The 16,627-nt window shown below is 47.2% G+C and carries 13 protein-coding genes; 9 read left to right on the forward strand and 4 right to left on the reverse strand.

Annotated features, from left to right (window positions below):
• The first annotated feature begins 113 nt into the window (after positions 1 to 113).
• On the forward strand, positions 114 to 1,376 hold the full coding sequence (locus Q0Y65_RS03935; protein ID WP_297957347.1) for a hypothetical protein: 1,263 nt from the start codon (positions 114 to 116) through the stop codon (positions 1,374 to 1,376).
• A 74-nt stretch (positions 1,377 to 1,450) separates the two neighbouring features.
• Here the strand turns inward: Q0Y65_RS03935 and Q0Y65_RS03940 are convergent, their stop codons facing one another.
• Positions 1,451 to 2,203 (reverse strand): amidohydrolase family protein, encoded by a 753-nt coding sequence (locus Q0Y65_RS03940; protein WP_297957350.1) that lies wholly within the window; start codon positions 2,201 to 2,203, stop codon positions 1,451 to 1,453.
• A gap of 354 nt (positions 2,204 to 2,557) precedes the next feature.
• On the opposite strand from Q0Y65_RS03940, the gene Q0Y65_RS03945 reads away from it, so the two are divergent.
• A complete protein-coding gene (locus Q0Y65_RS03945; RefSeq protein WP_297957353.1) occupies positions 2,558 to 3,865 on the forward strand; it encodes a GH25 family lysozyme in 1,308 nt (435 codons plus the stop codon).
• Positions 3,866 to 3,970: 105 nt separating this feature from the next.
• Positions 3,971 to 4,591 (forward strand): PIN domain-containing protein, encoded by a 621-nt coding sequence (locus tag Q0Y65_RS03950; RefSeq protein WP_297957356.1) that lies wholly within the window; start codon positions 3,971 to 3,973, stop codon positions 4,589 to 4,591.
• Positions 4,592 to 5,101: 510 nt separating this feature from the next.
• Here the strand turns inward: Q0Y65_RS03950 and Q0Y65_RS03955 are convergent.
• Positions 5,102 to 6,274, reverse strand: coding sequence for an AAA family ATPase (locus Q0Y65_RS03955; RefSeq protein ID WP_297957359.1), 1,173 nt, complete (start codon positions 6,272 to 6,274; stop codon positions 5,102 to 5,104).
• Between the two features lie 424 nt (positions 6,275 to 6,698).
• Here Q0Y65_RS03955 and Q0Y65_RS03965 point away from each other — a divergent pair, with 424 nt between their 5' ends.
• The gene (locus Q0Y65_RS03965; RefSeq protein ID WP_297957362.1) at positions 6,699 to 7,256 is read left to right on the forward strand and encodes a hypothetical protein; all 558 of its coding nucleotides are present in this window, start codon (positions 6,699 to 6,701) and stop codon (positions 7,254 to 7,256) included.
• A gap of 39 nt (positions 7,257 to 7,295) precedes the next feature.
• Entirely contained in the window at positions 7,296 to 7,787 is a 492-nt protein-coding gene (locus Q0Y65_RS03970) for a helix-turn-helix domain-containing protein (protein WP_297957365.1), read from the forward strand.
• Between the two features lie 112 nt (positions 7,788 to 7,899).
• On the opposite strand, the gene guaA is transcribed toward Q0Y65_RS03970, so the two are convergent.
• Positions 7,900 to 9,453, reverse strand: a complete 1,554-nt coding sequence (guaA, locus tag Q0Y65_RS03975) for a glutamine-hydrolyzing GMP synthase (protein ID WP_297957368.1) — start codon at positions 9,451 to 9,453, stop codon at positions 7,900 to 7,902.
• Positions 9,454 to 9,761: 308 nt separating this feature from the next.
• Here guaA and Q0Y65_RS03980 point away from each other — a divergent pair, with 308 nt between their 5' ends.
• The 3 genes from Q0Y65_RS03980 to Q0Y65_RS03990 all read left to right on the forward strand — a co-directional run bounded on the left by Q0Y65_RS03980 (position 9,762) and on the right by Q0Y65_RS03990 (position 12,917).
• A complete protein-coding gene (locus tag Q0Y65_RS03980) occupies positions 9,762 to 10,364 on the forward strand; it encodes an HD domain-containing protein (RefSeq protein ID WP_297957370.1) in 603 nt (200 codons plus the stop codon).
• A gap of 17 nt (positions 10,365 to 10,381) precedes the next feature.
• On the forward strand, positions 10,382 to 11,968 hold the full coding sequence (locus Q0Y65_RS03985) for a DUF1653 domain-containing protein (RefSeq protein ID WP_297957373.1): 1,587 nt from the start codon (positions 10,382 to 10,384) through the stop codon (positions 11,966 to 11,968).
• Between the two features lie 166 nt (positions 11,969 to 12,134).
• Complete coding sequence (locus Q0Y65_RS03990; RefSeq protein WP_297957376.1) at positions 12,135 to 12,917, forward strand: ZIP family metal transporter; 783 nt, start codon at positions 12,135 to 12,137, stop codon at positions 12,915 to 12,917.
• Between the two features lie 28 nt (positions 12,918 to 12,945).
• Here the strand turns inward: Q0Y65_RS03990 and Q0Y65_RS03995 are convergent, their stop codons facing one another.
• Positions 12,946 to 13,410 (reverse strand): GNAT family N-acetyltransferase, encoded by a 465-nt coding sequence (locus Q0Y65_RS03995; protein WP_297957378.1) that lies wholly within the window; start codon positions 13,408 to 13,410, stop codon positions 12,946 to 12,948.
• 259 nt (positions 13,411 to 13,669) lie between these two features.
• Between Q0Y65_RS03995 and Q0Y65_RS04000 the strand changes: the two genes are divergently transcribed.
• A complete protein-coding gene (locus Q0Y65_RS04000) occupies positions 13,670 to 16,393 on the forward strand; it encodes a cellulose 1,4-beta-cellobiosidase (RefSeq protein ID WP_297957380.1) in 2,724 nt (907 codons plus the stop codon).
• Positions 16,394 to 16,627: the final 234 nt, after the last annotated feature.

A 16,627-nucleotide genomic window follows, 5' to 3' on the forward strand; every position in this document is an offset into this window, starting at 1 on the left:
AATCAATAATTACAGTTTGGTGAAAAATTAGCGAAAATCGCAAGAAGTGTGATGACAAATCCATAATAGTGTGATATAATGAATGGGACAAATAATTCTTTCGGAGGTCTACCATGAAAAAATACCTTGCAATTCTGTTTGCAGTCGCTATGCTTTGCGGCTGCTCCGATAAAAACAACAGCAGCTCCACCGGCGGTTCAACTGTCCCTGCTGCCACCGACGATCTGGGCAATCCCGTATCTCCCGGCGGCGAGGCCACTACACAGTATGTTATGGACACATCATACGAGGACCCCATCATCGGCACCGATGTGGATATGTCCGAGGTTGAGAACGTTGACTGGAGCCTTATCTACCGCGACGCTATCGAAGAATTCAGAAAAACCGACAAATGCGACGAGACCGCACGCTTTACCGTATACGATATAAACGACGACAAGATACCCGAGCTCATCTTCTCCTACGGCCCCGGAGACGCAAGAGTCTACGAGATAAGATCACTGAGCTCCGAGAATATATATACCGAATTCGAGCCCATAGAGCACTGCGACTATATGATCTATACCATGAACCGCAGTCTCCTTTCCACCTTCAAATACGATTACGACAACAGCAGTCAGGCCATACAGTTCTACCGTCTGAAGAATTCCAAGATGGCCAATGTATTTACCCTGGGAATGAAGGACAACATCTGTCTTATGAACGGCGAGGAGTGTACCGAGGACGAATACTTCGAGGAGTACACCAAGCTCTACGACGGCGTGAACAAGCCCATGGGCACCGACTTCGGCTTCGATGACGAGACTATCGACGCCGCCCTCGGCAACTGCGATTCATGGGAAAAGGCGTACAGCGCTGTTTTAAACGATTACCTGAAGTACAAGAACAGTTCGGATCTCAACCGCTTCTCCGTAATGGACATCAACGGCGATGATATCCCCGAGCTCTTTGTATCGGGCGGCGCTCCCTACGATCCCTATGTTGACGTTTACTCATGGAACGGCTGTGCAGTTCCCGTAAACTGCTTCAGCGGAGACGTATACCTGTACTATTTCCAGGACAGCAAGAAGCTGTGGTCCGATTATAAAAGCGGCTCTCTGACCGCAGGAACCATATACACCTTCAACGACGTATACAAGTTCGACAAGATATTCAGCTACGCCGATGACGAGGTGGCACATCAGAACGAGGAAAATGCTACCGATGTACAGTACAAGATCAATAACGAGGATTCAAACAAGGACGACTACAAAAAGCAGGTCGAGGAAAACACCAAGGGAAATCCTTATGCTCTGGGTCAGGACAACGAGGTCACTGAAGAGACAGTGAAGCAGATGGCCGAGGGCAAGTTCACAGCTCCCTCGCTGAGATCGTAAAATCAGATAAGAAAAGCCATAAGGAAGCAAAAGCTTCCTTATGGCTTTTTGTTTACGTCAAGATCGGGCGTACTCTATATACCGTACAGTCTTTCGGAATTACCGTGCATGAACAGCTCCCGCTGATATGAGGTGATATCAAGGCTCTCCGCAAAACGGATATGAGCCTCCATCGAGCAGCTGCCGTAATCAGAGCCGTATATGAACCTTCCGGGCATGACTGCTATGGCCTTTTCAAGAGACTTCTTTATCTTAGGCACCGCCTTTTCATCGTCCGCCAGCGAAGATGTATCAAAGTATAAGTTATCACAGCCGCCCAGCACCTCAAAACAGCTTACTGTATCGGGATAGAAGCAGTGACAGTATACGAAGCTGTTCTGCGGACGGCTGTCCGCAAGCTGCTTCATGACACGCGGAGCCGAATACTGACAGTTGTCCCAGCCTGTATGGAACAAAACGGGAACGTTATACTCAGCGGCAAGGTCATACACGGGAAGCAGACGGCTGTCGTCACAGTAAAAATGCTCATGTCCCGTGTATATCTTCAGTCCGACGATATCCCCGCAGGCAAGGAGCTCCCTGCAATAGGCAAGCTGTCCCTCATAGTCTATAAGCGGACTTATGCCCGCAACCACCTTTATCCTGCGGTCTCCGCGGAACATCTCCGCACAGTCGCGGACAGAGCCGATAACGCTTTCCAGCTCGGAATCGGCTATAACTATCCCCTTATCCGCATTATGCCTGTCCATTTCAGCGAAAAGCCTCTCCTTTTTCGCTTCAAGTCCCTTTTCCTCCCAGGGAAGATGCAAATGTGAATCGATCCTCATTATGATACTCCTTTCAGTGTGCAAGGCGCTGATAAAACAAAAGCCGCAGATCACTCTGCGGCAGACTGACTAAGATTTGCAGAGCGATCAGTTTACAGCACGAACAGACCGCCTTATTGCAGTCTTAACGCGCATTTGATTCCGATCGTCCGCACTTTCCGACACATACGCTTACCGCTTCTGCGGCAGCCTTATCTTCGGGAGTATCACTTCCTTTTCATTGTTTCGCCTTGCTGACGTAAGTATACCATATTTTTCGTCACAAGTCAAGATTATTCCTTTACAATTGATGCCGCCTGTGTTATAATAGATTATAACTTTTCACATAAACTATGATACCCCGAAAGGAACAATATGAAACTCAGATATATATTTCCCGCAATAGCTGCTGTTATGCTGCTGACAGGCTGCGGCGGCAGAAAAACGGTCAGCACAGCAGACGTCACCATCGAAGTCGGGACCGCCACCACTGTCACCTCCGTTGTGACCTCCTCATCTGCACCCAAAACAACAACGGCTGTGACAACTACTACCGCTGCAAATCCCGAGCCTCCCAAGGATCTGGTAATGAAATGCAGAGACTCCGTGGAGGTCTATGAGGAGATAAAGCTCAAGGACTTCATAACCGAAAGGAACGTTGACCTAAAGGACGGAGAGGTCATGCTGAACACCTCCGATACGGGAGTTTTTGAAGTGGAGATACCCTATATATACAACGGCAGCGAGTTCAGACAGAAGCTTCAGTACAGCGTTGTGGATACCACTCCGCCTGTTATACTGAATGCAGGCTGGGATACCGCACATAAAGTCGGCAAGGCCTTCGACCTCAACGACTATGTGGGCTTTGCCGATAACTTCGATAAATCCCCCGTCCTCACCTATGAGGGAGAGGTGGATCCTAATACGGTGGGCTCCTATCCGCTTACCGCTACAGCGACGGACAGCTCCGGCAATGAGTCCACATGGGACATCACCATAAATGTAGTGGATCAGGTGCCGCCTCCCGTGGACAATAACCCGCGAGTTGACTACAGCAGCTTTATCGAGCGTTACGACGCTGATAATGTGCGCTTCGGCATAGATGTCTCGGCATGGCAGACCAACGTTGACTATGACGCTGTACGCGACGCAGGCTGCAGTTTCGTTATAATGCGTATCGGCTACTATTACAGCCAGATCACCATGGACGACTACTTCCGCCAGAATATCGAGAACGCCACGGCGGCAGGGCTCGATGTGGGAGTTTACTTCTATACCACCGACAATACCGAGGAGGGAGTCCGCGAGCACGCACGCTGGATAGCCGAAAACCTGAACGGTCAGCAGCTGGACTTCCCCGTCGCCTTTGACTGGGAGGAGTTCGGCAACTTCCAGAAGTACGGCATGAGCATAAAGGACCTCAATGATATCTATGCTGCCTTCGCGGACGAAATGGAGAAGTGCGGCTACTCGGCAATGCTCTACAGCAGCAGGAACTTCCTCAATAATTTCTGGAGCGAGAAGACCAAGGCTTCCCACCCTGTGTGGCTGGCGCACTTCGTTGACGAAACCAATTACGATGGCGAGTACGCTATCTGGCAGGCAAGCGCCTACGGACGTATACCCGGTATCACAGGCGATGTGGATATGGATATTCTTTACACGGATAAGAAACTGGATTAACAGAAAGAGCTGACCGAAAGGTCAGCTCTTACACTTTGTATATGCGCACTCACTCTATTGACTAATCTATGGGGACATGATATAATGATTAAGGGTGAGTTATGTATGAGATTTTACATAGACTTTGAAAATGTCGGAAGTGCAGGTCTTATAGGAATAGAATCATTATCAGAAAATGACTGCGTACGAATATATTACAGCAACAATCCCAATGTTGATATGAATACTGTAAAGAATATGACGCTTTCATCAGCAAAGATCAGTTTTGTGAAAATACCTGATTCCATAAAAATGATGAATTTGTCAAACGCTCTTGATATTGTATTACTGACTGATATTTCAAGAAATGCAGGTACTTTGGGAAATAATTACGCTTATGTGATATCAAACGATAAAGGTTTTGATCTTGTTATATCAGAGATAAACCAAACTCATAACATAAAAAGCATTTCAAGATGTGAAAATATTCTGTCAGCTCAAAAAGCATCAATTTCTACAGTAACGGAAATCGCCACGAAAAAGCTTGACGAAAATGCCTTAAATCAGCTTTTTTCGCAGAGCCTTTCAAAGTACGCAGGTTATAAAGACAAGATCATAAATATCGTAAAAAAATCCAAAACAAGAAGTTCGATCAATAATAATATCAACAAGTCATTTGACAGTAACCAGACTAAAATAATAATGTCCGCTTTAAAACCTATCATAAAAAACTTACCGGGACAATAAACAAAAGAGCTATCCGATTCGTAATTGAATCAGATAGCTCCTTTTTATGTCTTTGGCTACTTTTCAAGCAGGGGGTACCCCCACTTGCGGTTCCCGGAATCTCCTTCGCTTCACGCTCGGATATTCCGACCGCTGCGCAGTAAACACCTCGCTGCATCTGCCACAGGCAGCGCTTTCAATATCGGTACCCACTTGCGGTTCCCGGAATCTCCTTCGCTTCACGCTCGGATATTCCGACCGCTGCGCAGTAAACACCTCGCTGCATCTGCCACAGGCAGCGCTTCGGTGTTTACTCCCACTCCCCAGATTTCGCCTAATACTAAACAAATTTGTTTAGGAGATTTGCTTTGTGGTATCTCAGTTATACATTTTGCTCTGTACTATACTGCCCGCTGATGCCAAGTTATCATTTTATTAGCGCCATGATAACAAAAACCAGCGACTTATAGGAGAATATGTGCCCGGTGGCTTGCTCCTTATTGGGTATTATAGCGCAGATTGGGACGGTTGTCAAGAGCCTTCACCATTATTATCAACTATTTTGTCATATAGGGATTGAGCAAGTTGTCTCATAATCTCATTGTTTATATCTCGTATATTTTGATATTTCGATACATCAATAGAAACTACATTTTCCAAATCACTTTCGCATATATTCCCGTAAGATTTCATGATCTGTTCTGAATATTGTTTGAGCTTATACTTTATATACGCTTCTTTTTCATCTTTAGATAGAAGCCCAAATGAAAACTTGCAGCTAAATCTTGATCGTAATTCTGGGGGAATATACTGACCGACATTTTCTTTCGACATATTTGAAGTGAAAACAATAATATACTTGTTCAAATCATATTCTCTACCTAATGAATCTGTAAATCTCCCATCTTCCAACATCTGAAGAAAAAAGTTGTATACAGGTTTTCCTGCTTTTTCAAATTCATCAATCAATATGACTTTACTTTTACTGTGCTGTAATTTATCTGTCAACTCACCTTTACTGCTTCCAATATAGCCCCGCGGGCTTCCTATCAAGCTATTTAATGCATCTTGCGTACTGTAATTTCCAAAATTTATTTTTATAACAGGCTCATTCGGACTTAATTCTCTATGCAAGATCCTTGCTACCTCAGTTTTACCTATTCCAGATGCTCCACATATTAAGACAGAAAAAATAGGCTGACATCCGATTCGATTGAAAAAGCGGTATTTTATTAGTTCTTCTTTAAATCTGTCCTTAAAGATTTGGTTGCCAAATAGTTGATATGAGAAATGGGACATTATAGTATTAAACTTATCGTTATCAATATCTACAATATTGTTGATCTCATCCAATTCTATGCCTATTTTTTCTTCAAGTGATTGTATTCCTTCTACTCTATAATACAAGTAATCTGAAAGTGTTTTTGCGTACTGGCTCTCAACTATATAGTGTATCTCTGCACCATCAGAAGTTGCATTAAATAGTGCTTCAAGCAATGGAATAATTATATCCGCTCGATCTTCGCTATGAAAAAGTGATGAAATGTCTATAAAAAGTGACTTAGTGCCTTGGGGAAGCTGATAATTATTATCATTTTTAGAAAAAAACGCCCAATTTACAATACAACCGGAATTATTTTCGATTTGTTGAGTAAATAATTCACGATTCCTTCTATCATATTCATAGATAATCTTTTTATCCATAGGTCAAATTCCTTTTTTATAGATTCAATTCCTGAATAATAGATATTACATCAATATAATGAGCTTTTTCAGCATTATTAGCCCTTTGCGTCAAGCTCCTCATTGAGCTGCTTGATGATCTTGTATGCATACGGAACGGAGATCTCCATGATCTCAGCGACTTCCTCTGCACGGATAAACTTTTCTGACATAGTAGTCAACCCTTTCTTAAAATATTGTTCTGTGTGGTATCGGGCGCATTTGCGTATCCGATCAGCAAAATTCTCTATCTAAACATTTTTGCTTAGTCTTATTATACTAAACATTTTTGCTTTTATCAACCCCTAAATCGAAATTTTTCTAAATTTTTTTGTTTAGTATCTATTGACTATCCTAAACAAATATGTTATAATGCAGTAAAGCTACTATCCCGGAGGTGAATCATATGATAGAAGATAAGGTGCTTGAAAGCAATGCGACTGTGCTCAGAACCCCACTTGTTGACATTGAGATCGTAGATGAGGACGAAAAGAATATCTCATTCGATATAGTGGATAGCTGGAACACATCACATGGAGTGTATATCAATAATGATGAAAACCATATCATTGAAGCGACTGACTATGAAGAAAAACAGATCAGAATAAGATCGGATTCCCTTGAAATTGGAAAGAAATATTATGTTAAGACTTCCGTTCCTATTGAAAGCAGAGATTCTGACGAGCGTTTGTTTACATATGGTTATACAAAAGGCTCTCAAACATTTGCAATCAGTTTTCCAGATCCCAATGACATGGCAAAGCTATTTCCCGAAGAATTTGATAATAAATTGGAATGGTATGACTTTAATGGGGAAGCACCGTCAGGCACAAAGGCTGTCTCTTTCTATTTGATTGACCGAGAGAAAGAATTCATCTATATTGCAACTGCGTGGATTTGGAATATCCAAGATCATATGGATGACTATGAAAGTGCAGCCGAGGTCTTTACCTGGATAGTATGAGATTTTGCTAACACAGAAATATATAAGGAGTGAACCACCATGAGCATTATCGGAGATAAGATACACCGCATTCGTGATTTCAGAGGAATGACGCAGAAACAGCTCGGTATGGCTGTCGGCTTTGACGAGAAATCCGCCGATGTCCGCATCGCACAATACGAATCAGGCACACGCACACCCAAGCAGGCACTTGTTGAATTGCTTGCCGAGGCATTGGACGTGAACCCTCGCTTCCTTGCTGATGATGAGATACTCGGAGCGGAAGGCGTTATGGAACTTCTCTTTGAGCTTGACGAGCATTACCCGATCAGCATTGAGGACTGCGAGGACGAGGACGGCAACAAGCGCAAGGGCGTTGTTTTCGGCTCTATCCTGATGACTGACCTCCTTTCTGAGTGGCAGAGACGAAAAAAAGACCTTGCTGACGGTAAGATCAGCAAGGCCGAATATACAGAATGGAAGCTTAACTGGCCGAAAACGACCGATGACTGCGGTAAACATGAGCCTGCGAAAGAGTGGCGTAACTTATAAGCCACTTGAACCGCAGAACAATTCCGCTTAGCTCCCTGTTATCAAATTGTTATCACTGAGATTTTAAGGCTTCGGAAATGGCGTATCTACGCCGTTTCTGAGGTCTTGTTTATTATTCCCACTCCACAGTTCCCGGAGGCTTAGAAGTTATATCATACACTACTCTGTTGACGTGCTCGACCTCGTTGCAGAGGCGGTTTGAAACTCTCGCCAGCACATCGTAGGGTATCCTTGCCCAGTCGGCAGTCATGAAGTCGTCGGTAGTAACAGCGCGGATAGCGATAAGGTGGTCGTATGTACGGTGATCGCCCATAACGCCTACTGTACGCACATCGGGAAGCACGGCAAAGAACTGCTTCAGCTGATCCTCTATGCCGCTCTTGCGGATCTCGTCGCGGAAGACCGCGTCTGCCTCCTGAAGTATCTTTATCTTCTCCTCGGTTATCTCGCCGATGATACGGACTCCGAGACCCGGACCCGGGAAGGGCTGTCTCCACACAAGATCGTGGGATATGCCAAGCTTCTCACCCACCTGTCTTACCTCGTCCTTGAACAGGTCTCCCAGAGGCTCGATGGTTCCTGCAAACTTGATGTCCTCGGGCATCTTTACCATGTTGTGGTGGGTCTTAATGACAGCTGTGCTGCCGTGACCTGCCTGATTTCCTCTGCCTGACTCGATACGGTCGGGGTAGATGGTTCCCTGTGCGAAAAATCCGTCTGTTCCCTGCTCTCTTATCTTGTCCCAGAATACGTTGTAGAACTCTGTGCCGATTATCTTACGCTTCTGCTCGGGGTCGCTGACGCCCTTGAGCGCCTTGAGGAACTGGTCCTTGCAGTTTACACGGACAAAGTTCATGTCAAAAAGCTTTGTAAAGGTCTCCTCGACGAAGTCTCCCTCGTCCTTGCGCATAAGTCCCTGATCCACGAAAACGCAGGTGAGCTGCTTGCCTACTGCGCGGCTGAGAAGTCCTGCTGCTACAGAGGAGTCTACTCCGCCCGAAAGGCCGAGAATTACCTTCTTATCGCCTATCTGCTCGCGGAGCTTCTTTACTGTATTCTCAATAAAGTCGTCCATTACCCAGTCGCCTGTGCAGCCGCACACGTTATAGAGGAAGTTATGGAGTATCTGCTTGCCGAATTCGCTGTGTGTAACCTCTGGGTGGAACTGTACAGCATAGAGCTTTCTCTCAGGAGCCTCAAAGGCAGCGCAGGGGCAGTCCGCAGACTTTGCCGTAACGCTGAAGCCCTCGGGGAGCTGACTTACAAAGTCGGTATGGCTCATCCATACCACGCTCTTTTCGGGAACATCGCGGAAGATAAGGCTGTCGCTGTTCTGAGAGATCTCGATCTTACCGTATTCGCTTTTCTCGCAGCTCTCTACCTTTCCGCCGAGGGTATATGCCATGAGCTGACAACCGTAGCAGATACCGAGGATCGGAACGCCGATGCTGAATATCTCCTCGGAAATATGGGGCGAGCTGGGATCATATACGCTGTTGGGGCCGCCTGTAAAGATGATGGCGGTGGGGTTCATAGCCCTTATCTCGCTGATAGGTGTGTCGAATCTCTTGATCTCGCAGTATACACCGCACTCACGGACTCTTCTTGCAATGAGCTGGTTGTACTGACCGCCGAAATCCAGGACGATACAAAGCTGGTTAGACATAAGTCCCTCCTTAACCTCCGCTTTGCGGCAGCGGACGCCGTATTTAACAATCAAAAAAACAGTAAGCAGCAAGCATGAAACGGCTTTGTGGGACAAAGTTCCCTGCTGCTCACTGCTTACTACTCTCTACTCACTAATTATGCCACATTTCAGCATAAATTTCAAGTGCCTGAGGGCACTTTTTTTCTGCATGAAAACTTGTACTGCCAATTATAGCTATAATCCATAAAAAAATCATATACGGCTATTGAATTTAGCAACATTTTGTGGTATAATATATTTGTATCGTAATTAAAGGAGTATAATTTATGACTGCAAAAGAAGAATTCATCTCGATCTATAAGGAAAACATCAAGCGTGAAGGAGCCGACAAGCTTCTTGAGTACCTGGAACGGAGCGACTTTTTCAGAGCTCCCAGCAGTACGCGCTTCCACGGTTCCTACGAGGGCGGTCTCGTTCAGCACAGCGTCAATGTCTATCACTGTCTGAAGGACTATCTGTCAAGACCGCGCACAAAGGAGCTCTACGGGATGGATTATTCCGAGGAGACCATCGCTATCGTCGCTTTGCTGCATGACGTGTGCAAAACGGATTTCTACACCACCGAAATGCGCAACAAAAAGAACGAGACCACTGGACAGTGGGAAAAGGTCCCCTACTACACCATAAATGATTCTCTGCCATACGGACACGGGGAGAAGTCCGTATACATACTCTCGGGTTTTTTCTACGGTGACAACCGCCTGACCCGCGAGGAAGCATTCGCAATACGCTACCACATGGGCTTTTCATACGGAGGTACGGAGGAAAGAGGAACTATCGGCAAAGCCCTCGAAATGTATCCGCTGGCACTGGCACTGAATGTTGCGGATATGGAAGCCTCCTATTACCTTGAAGGGTCTGACAAATAAAAAAAGGAGTGTTTATTATGAATTGGTACGATAACGCGATAATCTATCACATCTATCCGCTGGGCTTCTGCGGAGCGCCAAAATTCAACGACGGCAGCGAGGACGTCACCTACCGTCTCGACAAGGTCCTTGACTGGATACCGCACCTCAGGGAAATGAACGTTGACGCCGTTTACTTCGGTCCCGTCTTTGAGTCGGTGGAGCACGGCTACGACACAATAGACTACAAGAAGATAGACCGCAGACTGGGCGACAACAACTCTTTCCGCTTCATCTGCGACAGACTTCACGAAAACGGAATACGCATAATCCTTGACGGCGTTTTCAATCATGTGGGAAGGAAGTTCCCGCAGTTCGTAGACATACAGGAAAAGGGCCAGGGCTCGGAATACTGCGACTGGTTCCAGAACCTGAACTTCGGCGGCCCCAGTCCCTGCGGTGATCCCTTCTGGTATGAGGGCTGGAACGGCCACTACAATCTGGTGAAGCTCAATCTCCGCAATCCCGGAGTCTGCGACCACCTCCTTGACGCCGTAAACTACTGGATAGAGTCATTTGACATAGACGGCATACGCTTTGACGCGGCAGACTGCATAGACTTCGATTTCTTCAAGAGGATACGCAGCTTCTGCAAGGGCAAGAAGCCCGATTTCTGGCTCATGGGCGAGATAATCCACGGCGATTACAACCGCTGGGCAAATCCCGAGATGCTTGACAGCGTTACCAACTACGAATGCTACAAGGGACTGTGGTCCTCACACAATGACAAGAACTACTTCGAGATAGACTACTCCATAAACCGCCAGTCAGGTGCCAACGGCGGCATATACCGCAATATCGACCTTTACAACTTCGTGGACAACCACGACGTCAACCGTCTGGCAAGCACTCTCCACAATCATGCTCACCTGCCGCTGGTATACACACTGATGTACACCATGCCCGGCATACCCTCCATATACTACGGAAGCGAGTACGGCATAGAAGGCCGCAAGGAGAACAACTCCGACGACAATCTCCGTCCCTGTCTCCACCTTCAGGATATGGAGCGTGAGAACGTTTCACTCTATAAGCACATAGTAAAGCTGGGACGTATTTACCGCGCATACCCTGCTCTCAGAACAGGCAGCTACGAGCGCATCATGATAACCAATCAGCAGCTCCTCTTCAAGAAGGTGCTTGGGGATCAGACGGTATATGTAGCCCTCAACCTTGCAGACTATGACTTTGACCTTAACTTCGGCACCCATCTCTCAAGGCTGGTGGACGTATTCACTGCCTCGCCCTTACAGGTGGAGAACGGAAACGCCTATGTCCGCATGAGACCCTATTCCGCTATGATAATCGTTGCAGACGATATCGTGAATACCGAGCCCTGCGACGAGGAAATAGTTGAGGACAAGGATACGGAAATAGTCATCGGCGGCAAATACCGTCACTTCAAGGGCAATGAATACGAAGTCATCGCTGTTGCACGCCACAGCGAGACAATGGAGGAACTGGTAATATACAAGTCCCTGAAGGACGGCGAGGTCTGGGCCAGGCCCAAGGCAATGTTCGTCGGAAAATCAGGAGAAGTAAGACGTTTCACCAAAATAGACTGATCCAAAGGCAGCTTCTGCGGAAGCTGCCTTTTTCATGCACATTTTACTGACCGCTGATGTATAATGTATTGATCTGCATTTTATGCTGTTGACTTTATCCGAAAAACATAATATAATATAATCAGTTAGTATAGCATAACATAATAACATCATGAAAGGAGTCAATATGACCGAGATCATAAAAGGCCTATCCATACCATTTCTCGGAACTGCACTGGGCGCAGCCTGCGTGTTCGCAATGAAGAACAACTTCAGTATTACCGTACAGCGCATACTTACAGGCTTTGCCGCAGGGGTCATGACCGCAGCCAGCGTCTGGAGTCTGATTATCCCCGCCATTGAGCAGTCCCGTGAGAAAATGGGCAGACTGGCGTTCATTCCTGCCGCAGCGGGATTTCTGGCAGGTATTGCCTTCCTGCTGCTTATCGACAAGCTGGTTCCACACATTCACATGAACAGCGAGAGCTCCGAGGGCATAAAGGCACACCTCTCCAAGAACACCATGCTGCTTCTGGCAGTTACCATACACAATATCCCCGAAGGCATGGCCGTAGGCGTGGTATACGCAGGGCTTTTCTACGGAAACGGCGGTATAAACACTGCGGAAGCCTTTGCCCTTGCGCTTGGTATAGGTATACAGAATTTCCCCGAGGGAGCAATAATCTCCATGCCTCTCCGCTCTGAGGGCATGAGCAGGAAAAAGGCCTTTCTCATGGGCGTTCTCTCGGGAGCAGCCGAGCCTGTGGGAGCTGTGCTGACTATACTTGCGGCAGGTCTTGTGATACCTGCAATGCCCTATCTCCTCAGCTTTGCCGCAGGAGCCATGATCTATGTGGTGGTGGAGGAACTTATCCCCGAAATGTCCGAGGGAGAGCATTCCAATATCGGAACCATATCCTACGCAGCAGGCTTCACGGTAATGATGATACTGGACGTGGCACTTGGCTGAACAAAAAAACGAGCCGTAAGCATTACGCTTACAGGCTCGTTTCCTTTTTCATCCCGTCATAGCAGAGGAAGTCTCCGCCCTCGCACGGTATGCTGTGAAAACCCGTACAGGTATATCCTCTGCCCAGATATATGGGCTTTGCAGGCAGCGAAGCGTCTATGACTATGCGTTCATAGACACCGAAGATACGGTTCTCCGCAAAATTCAGCAGTTCTCTGCCGAATCCCCTGCCCTGATACTCCGGGAGCACAAAAAGCCTGTTGAGCTCATTGCCTGCCGTTGTCACCGTACCCACAGACTTACCACTGTCATCACAGAGTATGAACACGTCGCCGCTGCTGATATCCTTCATGATATTCTCATCGCAGTGATGAGCAAGGAAGAAATCCACAGCTCCCTTGGGGTAATAATGTGGATAGACTGCGCTTATAGTGTCCCTGACTATTTGCCTGACTGTACTGAGATCGTTTTTTTCTGCCGTTTTTATTTCCATAGTGTTCACTCCCTTCTGTAATGATTATATACCGAAAACAACTCCGTGTCAAACACCTGCAATACCAGTCAGCATATGTCCTATAGTATCACATAATAGTGCAAGCATGAATACTATTGTGCACATTGTCTGTAATTATGTACAATAAGCGTGAAAAAAGATACAATAAATCATTGCAAAATCCTGTTTTTAATAGTATAATATAATGGACAAGGAGTGTGCTGACTCCGAAAAACGAAAAAACACAGGGGGAATTACAATGAACCTAATACCAAAACGTCTTACAGCTGCCGCAGCCTCTCTTGCGATAGCTGCAAGCTCCACCCTCAGCGGAGCTTCCCTGCTCACCGCTGACGCCGCCTACGGAAACGGCGGAAACGGCTCTGCCATAATGGAATACCTTGACCGCGGCATTTACGCTATAAAGTCCGGCGACGGTATGTTCATCAGCTGGCGCTTCAACGCAAACGACGATGACAATGCGGAGTTCCGGCTCTACCGTGACGATCAGCTCATCTACACCAGCAAGGCAGGCGAAGCTACCAACTACTGGGACGCAAGCGGCAATTCAAGCTCCAAGTACCGCGTTGACACTCTCGTTAACGGCAATGTGGTAAGCTCGGAAGGCTGCCGCTTCACATCTGGCAGCAATTACTTCGATATACCGCTTGATGTTCCGCAGGGCGGTTATCTCAACGGCCAGAATTATTTCTATTCACCCAACGACTGCTGCGTGGGAGACGTTGACGGAGACGGCCAATACGAGATATTCGTTAAGTGGGATCCCAGCAACGCACAGGACAACTCAAAGGCAGGTCCTGATTTCTTCACAGGCAACGTATATATAGACTGCTATACCCTCACAGGAAAGAAGCTCTGGCGCATAGATATGGGCAAAAATATCCGCGCAGGTCAGCACTACACGCAGATGGCAGTTGCCGACTTCGACTGCGACGGAAAGGCGGAGCTCATAACCAAGACCTGCGACGGCACTGTTGACGGTACCGGCAGAACTATAGGAAACGCCAACGCCAATTATGTTGACAGCAACGGAACTATCCTCACAGGTCCCGAGTATATGACCCTTTTTGAAGGCGCAACAGGCGCAGCTCTCGATACTATCGACTTCCCCGTTTCCAGAGGCGACGCCACAAGCAACACCGCCAAGAGCACATGGGGCGACAACTATGGAAACCGCTGCGAGCGCTATAACTGCGCTATTGCTTACCTTGACGGTATTCACCCCTCGGCTGTATACGGCAGAGGCTATTATACAAGGCTTTCCCTTTCCGCGGTTGACGTAAGGGACAAGAAGCTTGTGAAACGCTGGGTATTCGATACGGGATTTGATACGAGCAATCCCGCCTACGGAAACGGTAACCACAACGTAATGGTGGCAGACTTCGACAACGACGGCAGGCAGGAGGTCTGCATGGGACCTTGTGTTATCGATGATAACGGCACTCTCCTGTGGTCCACAGGCCAGGGACACGGAGACGCTATGCACGTCGGCGACCTTGATCCCAACCGAGAAGGCATAGAGGTCTTCATCTGCCACGAAGGCGGAAACCACGGCATCACTCTCGTTGACGGAAAAAACGGTCAGAAGATATGGCATTACGACGGCGATAAAGATACAGGTCGTTGCTGCGCAGACAATGTTCTCGCAGGCAACAGCGGCGCTGAGTTCTGGGGCTCAAGACCTGCTGGCGCGGTATACGACGTATCGGGCACACAGATCGGCAGCAAGCAGCCCGCAATGAACTTCCTCATCTACTGGGACGGTGACCTTGAGCGAGAGCTCCTTGACAATATCTACATCACAAAGATGAAGTCCACATCGGATATACAGACTATATTCACAGCATCAGGCTGCGCTTCAAACAACGATACCAAGGCTGTTCCCTGCCTCACAGCCGATCTCTTCGGCGACTGGCGCGAGGAGCTTGTCCTCAGAACGGAGGATAACTCAAAGCTCAGAGTATGGTGTACAAATACCGAAACAAAGTACAGGCTGACAACTCTCATGCACGATATGCAGTACCGTATGCAGTGCGGCTGTCAGCAGTCGAGCTACAACCAGCCCCCTCACCCCAGCTTCTACCTCGGCACAGAGGCTCCCCTTCCCGCAAAGCCCGATGTTAAGATGAACAATACTCCTCCCGAGCCCGTGAACGGCAGACTGGTAAAGAACCTTATCGTAAAGGATTACACCAACTCCGATTCATGGAAGCTCATGGAATCCAACACCACAGGCGGACTGATATACGGCGACAGAGACTTTACATATACCGAGCTTGCTTCAGAGCTTCAGAACTGCGAGTACATCATGACAGCCTGCAACTCCAAGAATACGGACTCAGACCTTGCAGAATTCACCGCTGCTGAAAAGTCGGAAGTATATGTACTGGTCGATACACGAGAAGAAGCCGCCAATTCTGTCCCCTCATGGCTTGGCAGCTACACAAGAACAGACCTTACCGCAAAATCAAGCAACGGCGTTGACTTTGCAGCTTACAAGAAAACTGTGGAAGCAGGCGAAAAGGTAGTCCTCGGCACAAACGGCATGACAGGAAACGTAATCAACTACACTGTTTTCGTCAGGGAACCCGAGATCGTTACCACAACGACGACAACAACAACTACTACAACGACCACCGAAACTACTACAACGACAACAACTACCACCACATCTGAAACTACAACAACGACCACCACAACAGCTCCCATCATAACCGAAAGGCACTGGGGCGATACTAACTGTGACGGCAAGGTTGAGCTTGCCGACGCGATACTCATAATGCAGGCTCTTGCAAATCCCAACAAATACGGCCTCTCAGGCAGCTACGAGAAGCACCTGACAGAGGAAGGCAAGCTTAACGGCGACGTTGACAAGTCCACAGAGGGACTTACCTCAAACGACGCACTGAAAATACAGCAGTTCCTCCTGAACAAGATATCCTCGCTTGATCCCGACGCATAAAAGAACCAAGCCCCTGTGCATTAACCGCTATACTCATATAGTATTTTTACTGGTGATATTGAGGGAAACCCTTTTGAAAAAGGGTTCTCCCTCAAACTCCCTTCCTAAAACTTTTAGCATTAAATTTAGCCCGTGCAGGGCGCTTCCCGGTTATTACCGGATTTCACATTTTGTGAAGAGCGCCCTGCACGGGCTAAATTCAGTTATAAAGTCTTTGGAAAAGGGGTTCGGGGA

Origin of the sequence: uncultured Ruminococcus sp., from assembly GCF_947301925.1 — a bacterium.
GTDB lineage: Bacteria > Bacillota > Clostridia > Oscillospirales > Ruminococcaceae > Ruminococcus.

Excerpts from the sequence above, each read along its gene's own strand:
- Q0Y65_RS03940 (WP_297957350.1), bottom strand. The coding sequence starts at position 2,203 with ATGAGGATCGATTCACATTTGCATCTTCCCTGGGAGGAAAAGGGACTT.
- Q0Y65_RS03950 (WP_297957356.1), top strand. The coding sequence starts at position 3,971 with ATGAGATTTTACATAGACTTTGAAAATGTCGGAAGTGCAGGTCTTATA.
- guaA (WP_297957368.1), bottom strand. The coding sequence starts at position 9,453 with ATGTCTAACCAGCTTTGTATCGTCCTGGATTTCGGCGGTCAGTACAAC.
- Q0Y65_RS03970 (WP_297957365.1), top strand. The coding sequence starts at position 7,296 with ATGAGCATTATCGGAGATAAGATACACCGCATTCGTGATTTCAGAGGA.
- Q0Y65_RS03980 (WP_297957370.1), top strand. The coding sequence starts at position 9,762 with ATGACTGCAAAAGAAGAATTCATCTCGATCTATAAGGAAAACATCAAG.
- Q0Y65_RS03990 (WP_297957376.1), top strand. The coding sequence starts at position 12,135 with ATGACCGAGATCATAAAAGGCCTATCCATACCATTTCTCGGAACTGCA.
- Q0Y65_RS03965 (WP_297957362.1), top strand. The coding sequence starts at position 6,699 with ATGATAGAAGATAAGGTGCTTGAAAGCAATGCGACTGTGCTCAGAACC.
- Q0Y65_RS03955 (WP_297957359.1), bottom strand. The coding sequence starts at position 6,274 with ATGGATAAAAAGATTATCTATGAATATGATAGAAGGAATCGTGAATTA.
- Q0Y65_RS03945 (WP_297957353.1), top strand. The coding sequence starts at position 2,558 with ATGAAACTCAGATATATATTTCCCGCAATAGCTGCTGTTATGCTGCTG.
- Q0Y65_RS03985 (WP_297957373.1), top strand. The coding sequence starts at position 10,382 with ATGAATTGGTACGATAACGCGATAATCTATCACATCTATCCGCTGGGC.
- Q0Y65_RS03935 (WP_297957347.1), top strand. The coding sequence starts at position 114 with ATGAAAAAATACCTTGCAATTCTGTTTGCAGTCGCTATGCTTTGCGGC.
- Q0Y65_RS04000 (WP_297957380.1), top strand. The coding sequence starts at position 13,670 with ATGAACCTAATACCAAAACGTCTTACAGCTGCCGCAGCCTCTCTTGCG.
- Q0Y65_RS03995 (WP_297957378.1), bottom strand. The coding sequence starts at position 13,410 with ATGGAAATAAAAACGGCAGAAAAAAACGATCTCAGTACAGTCAGGCAA.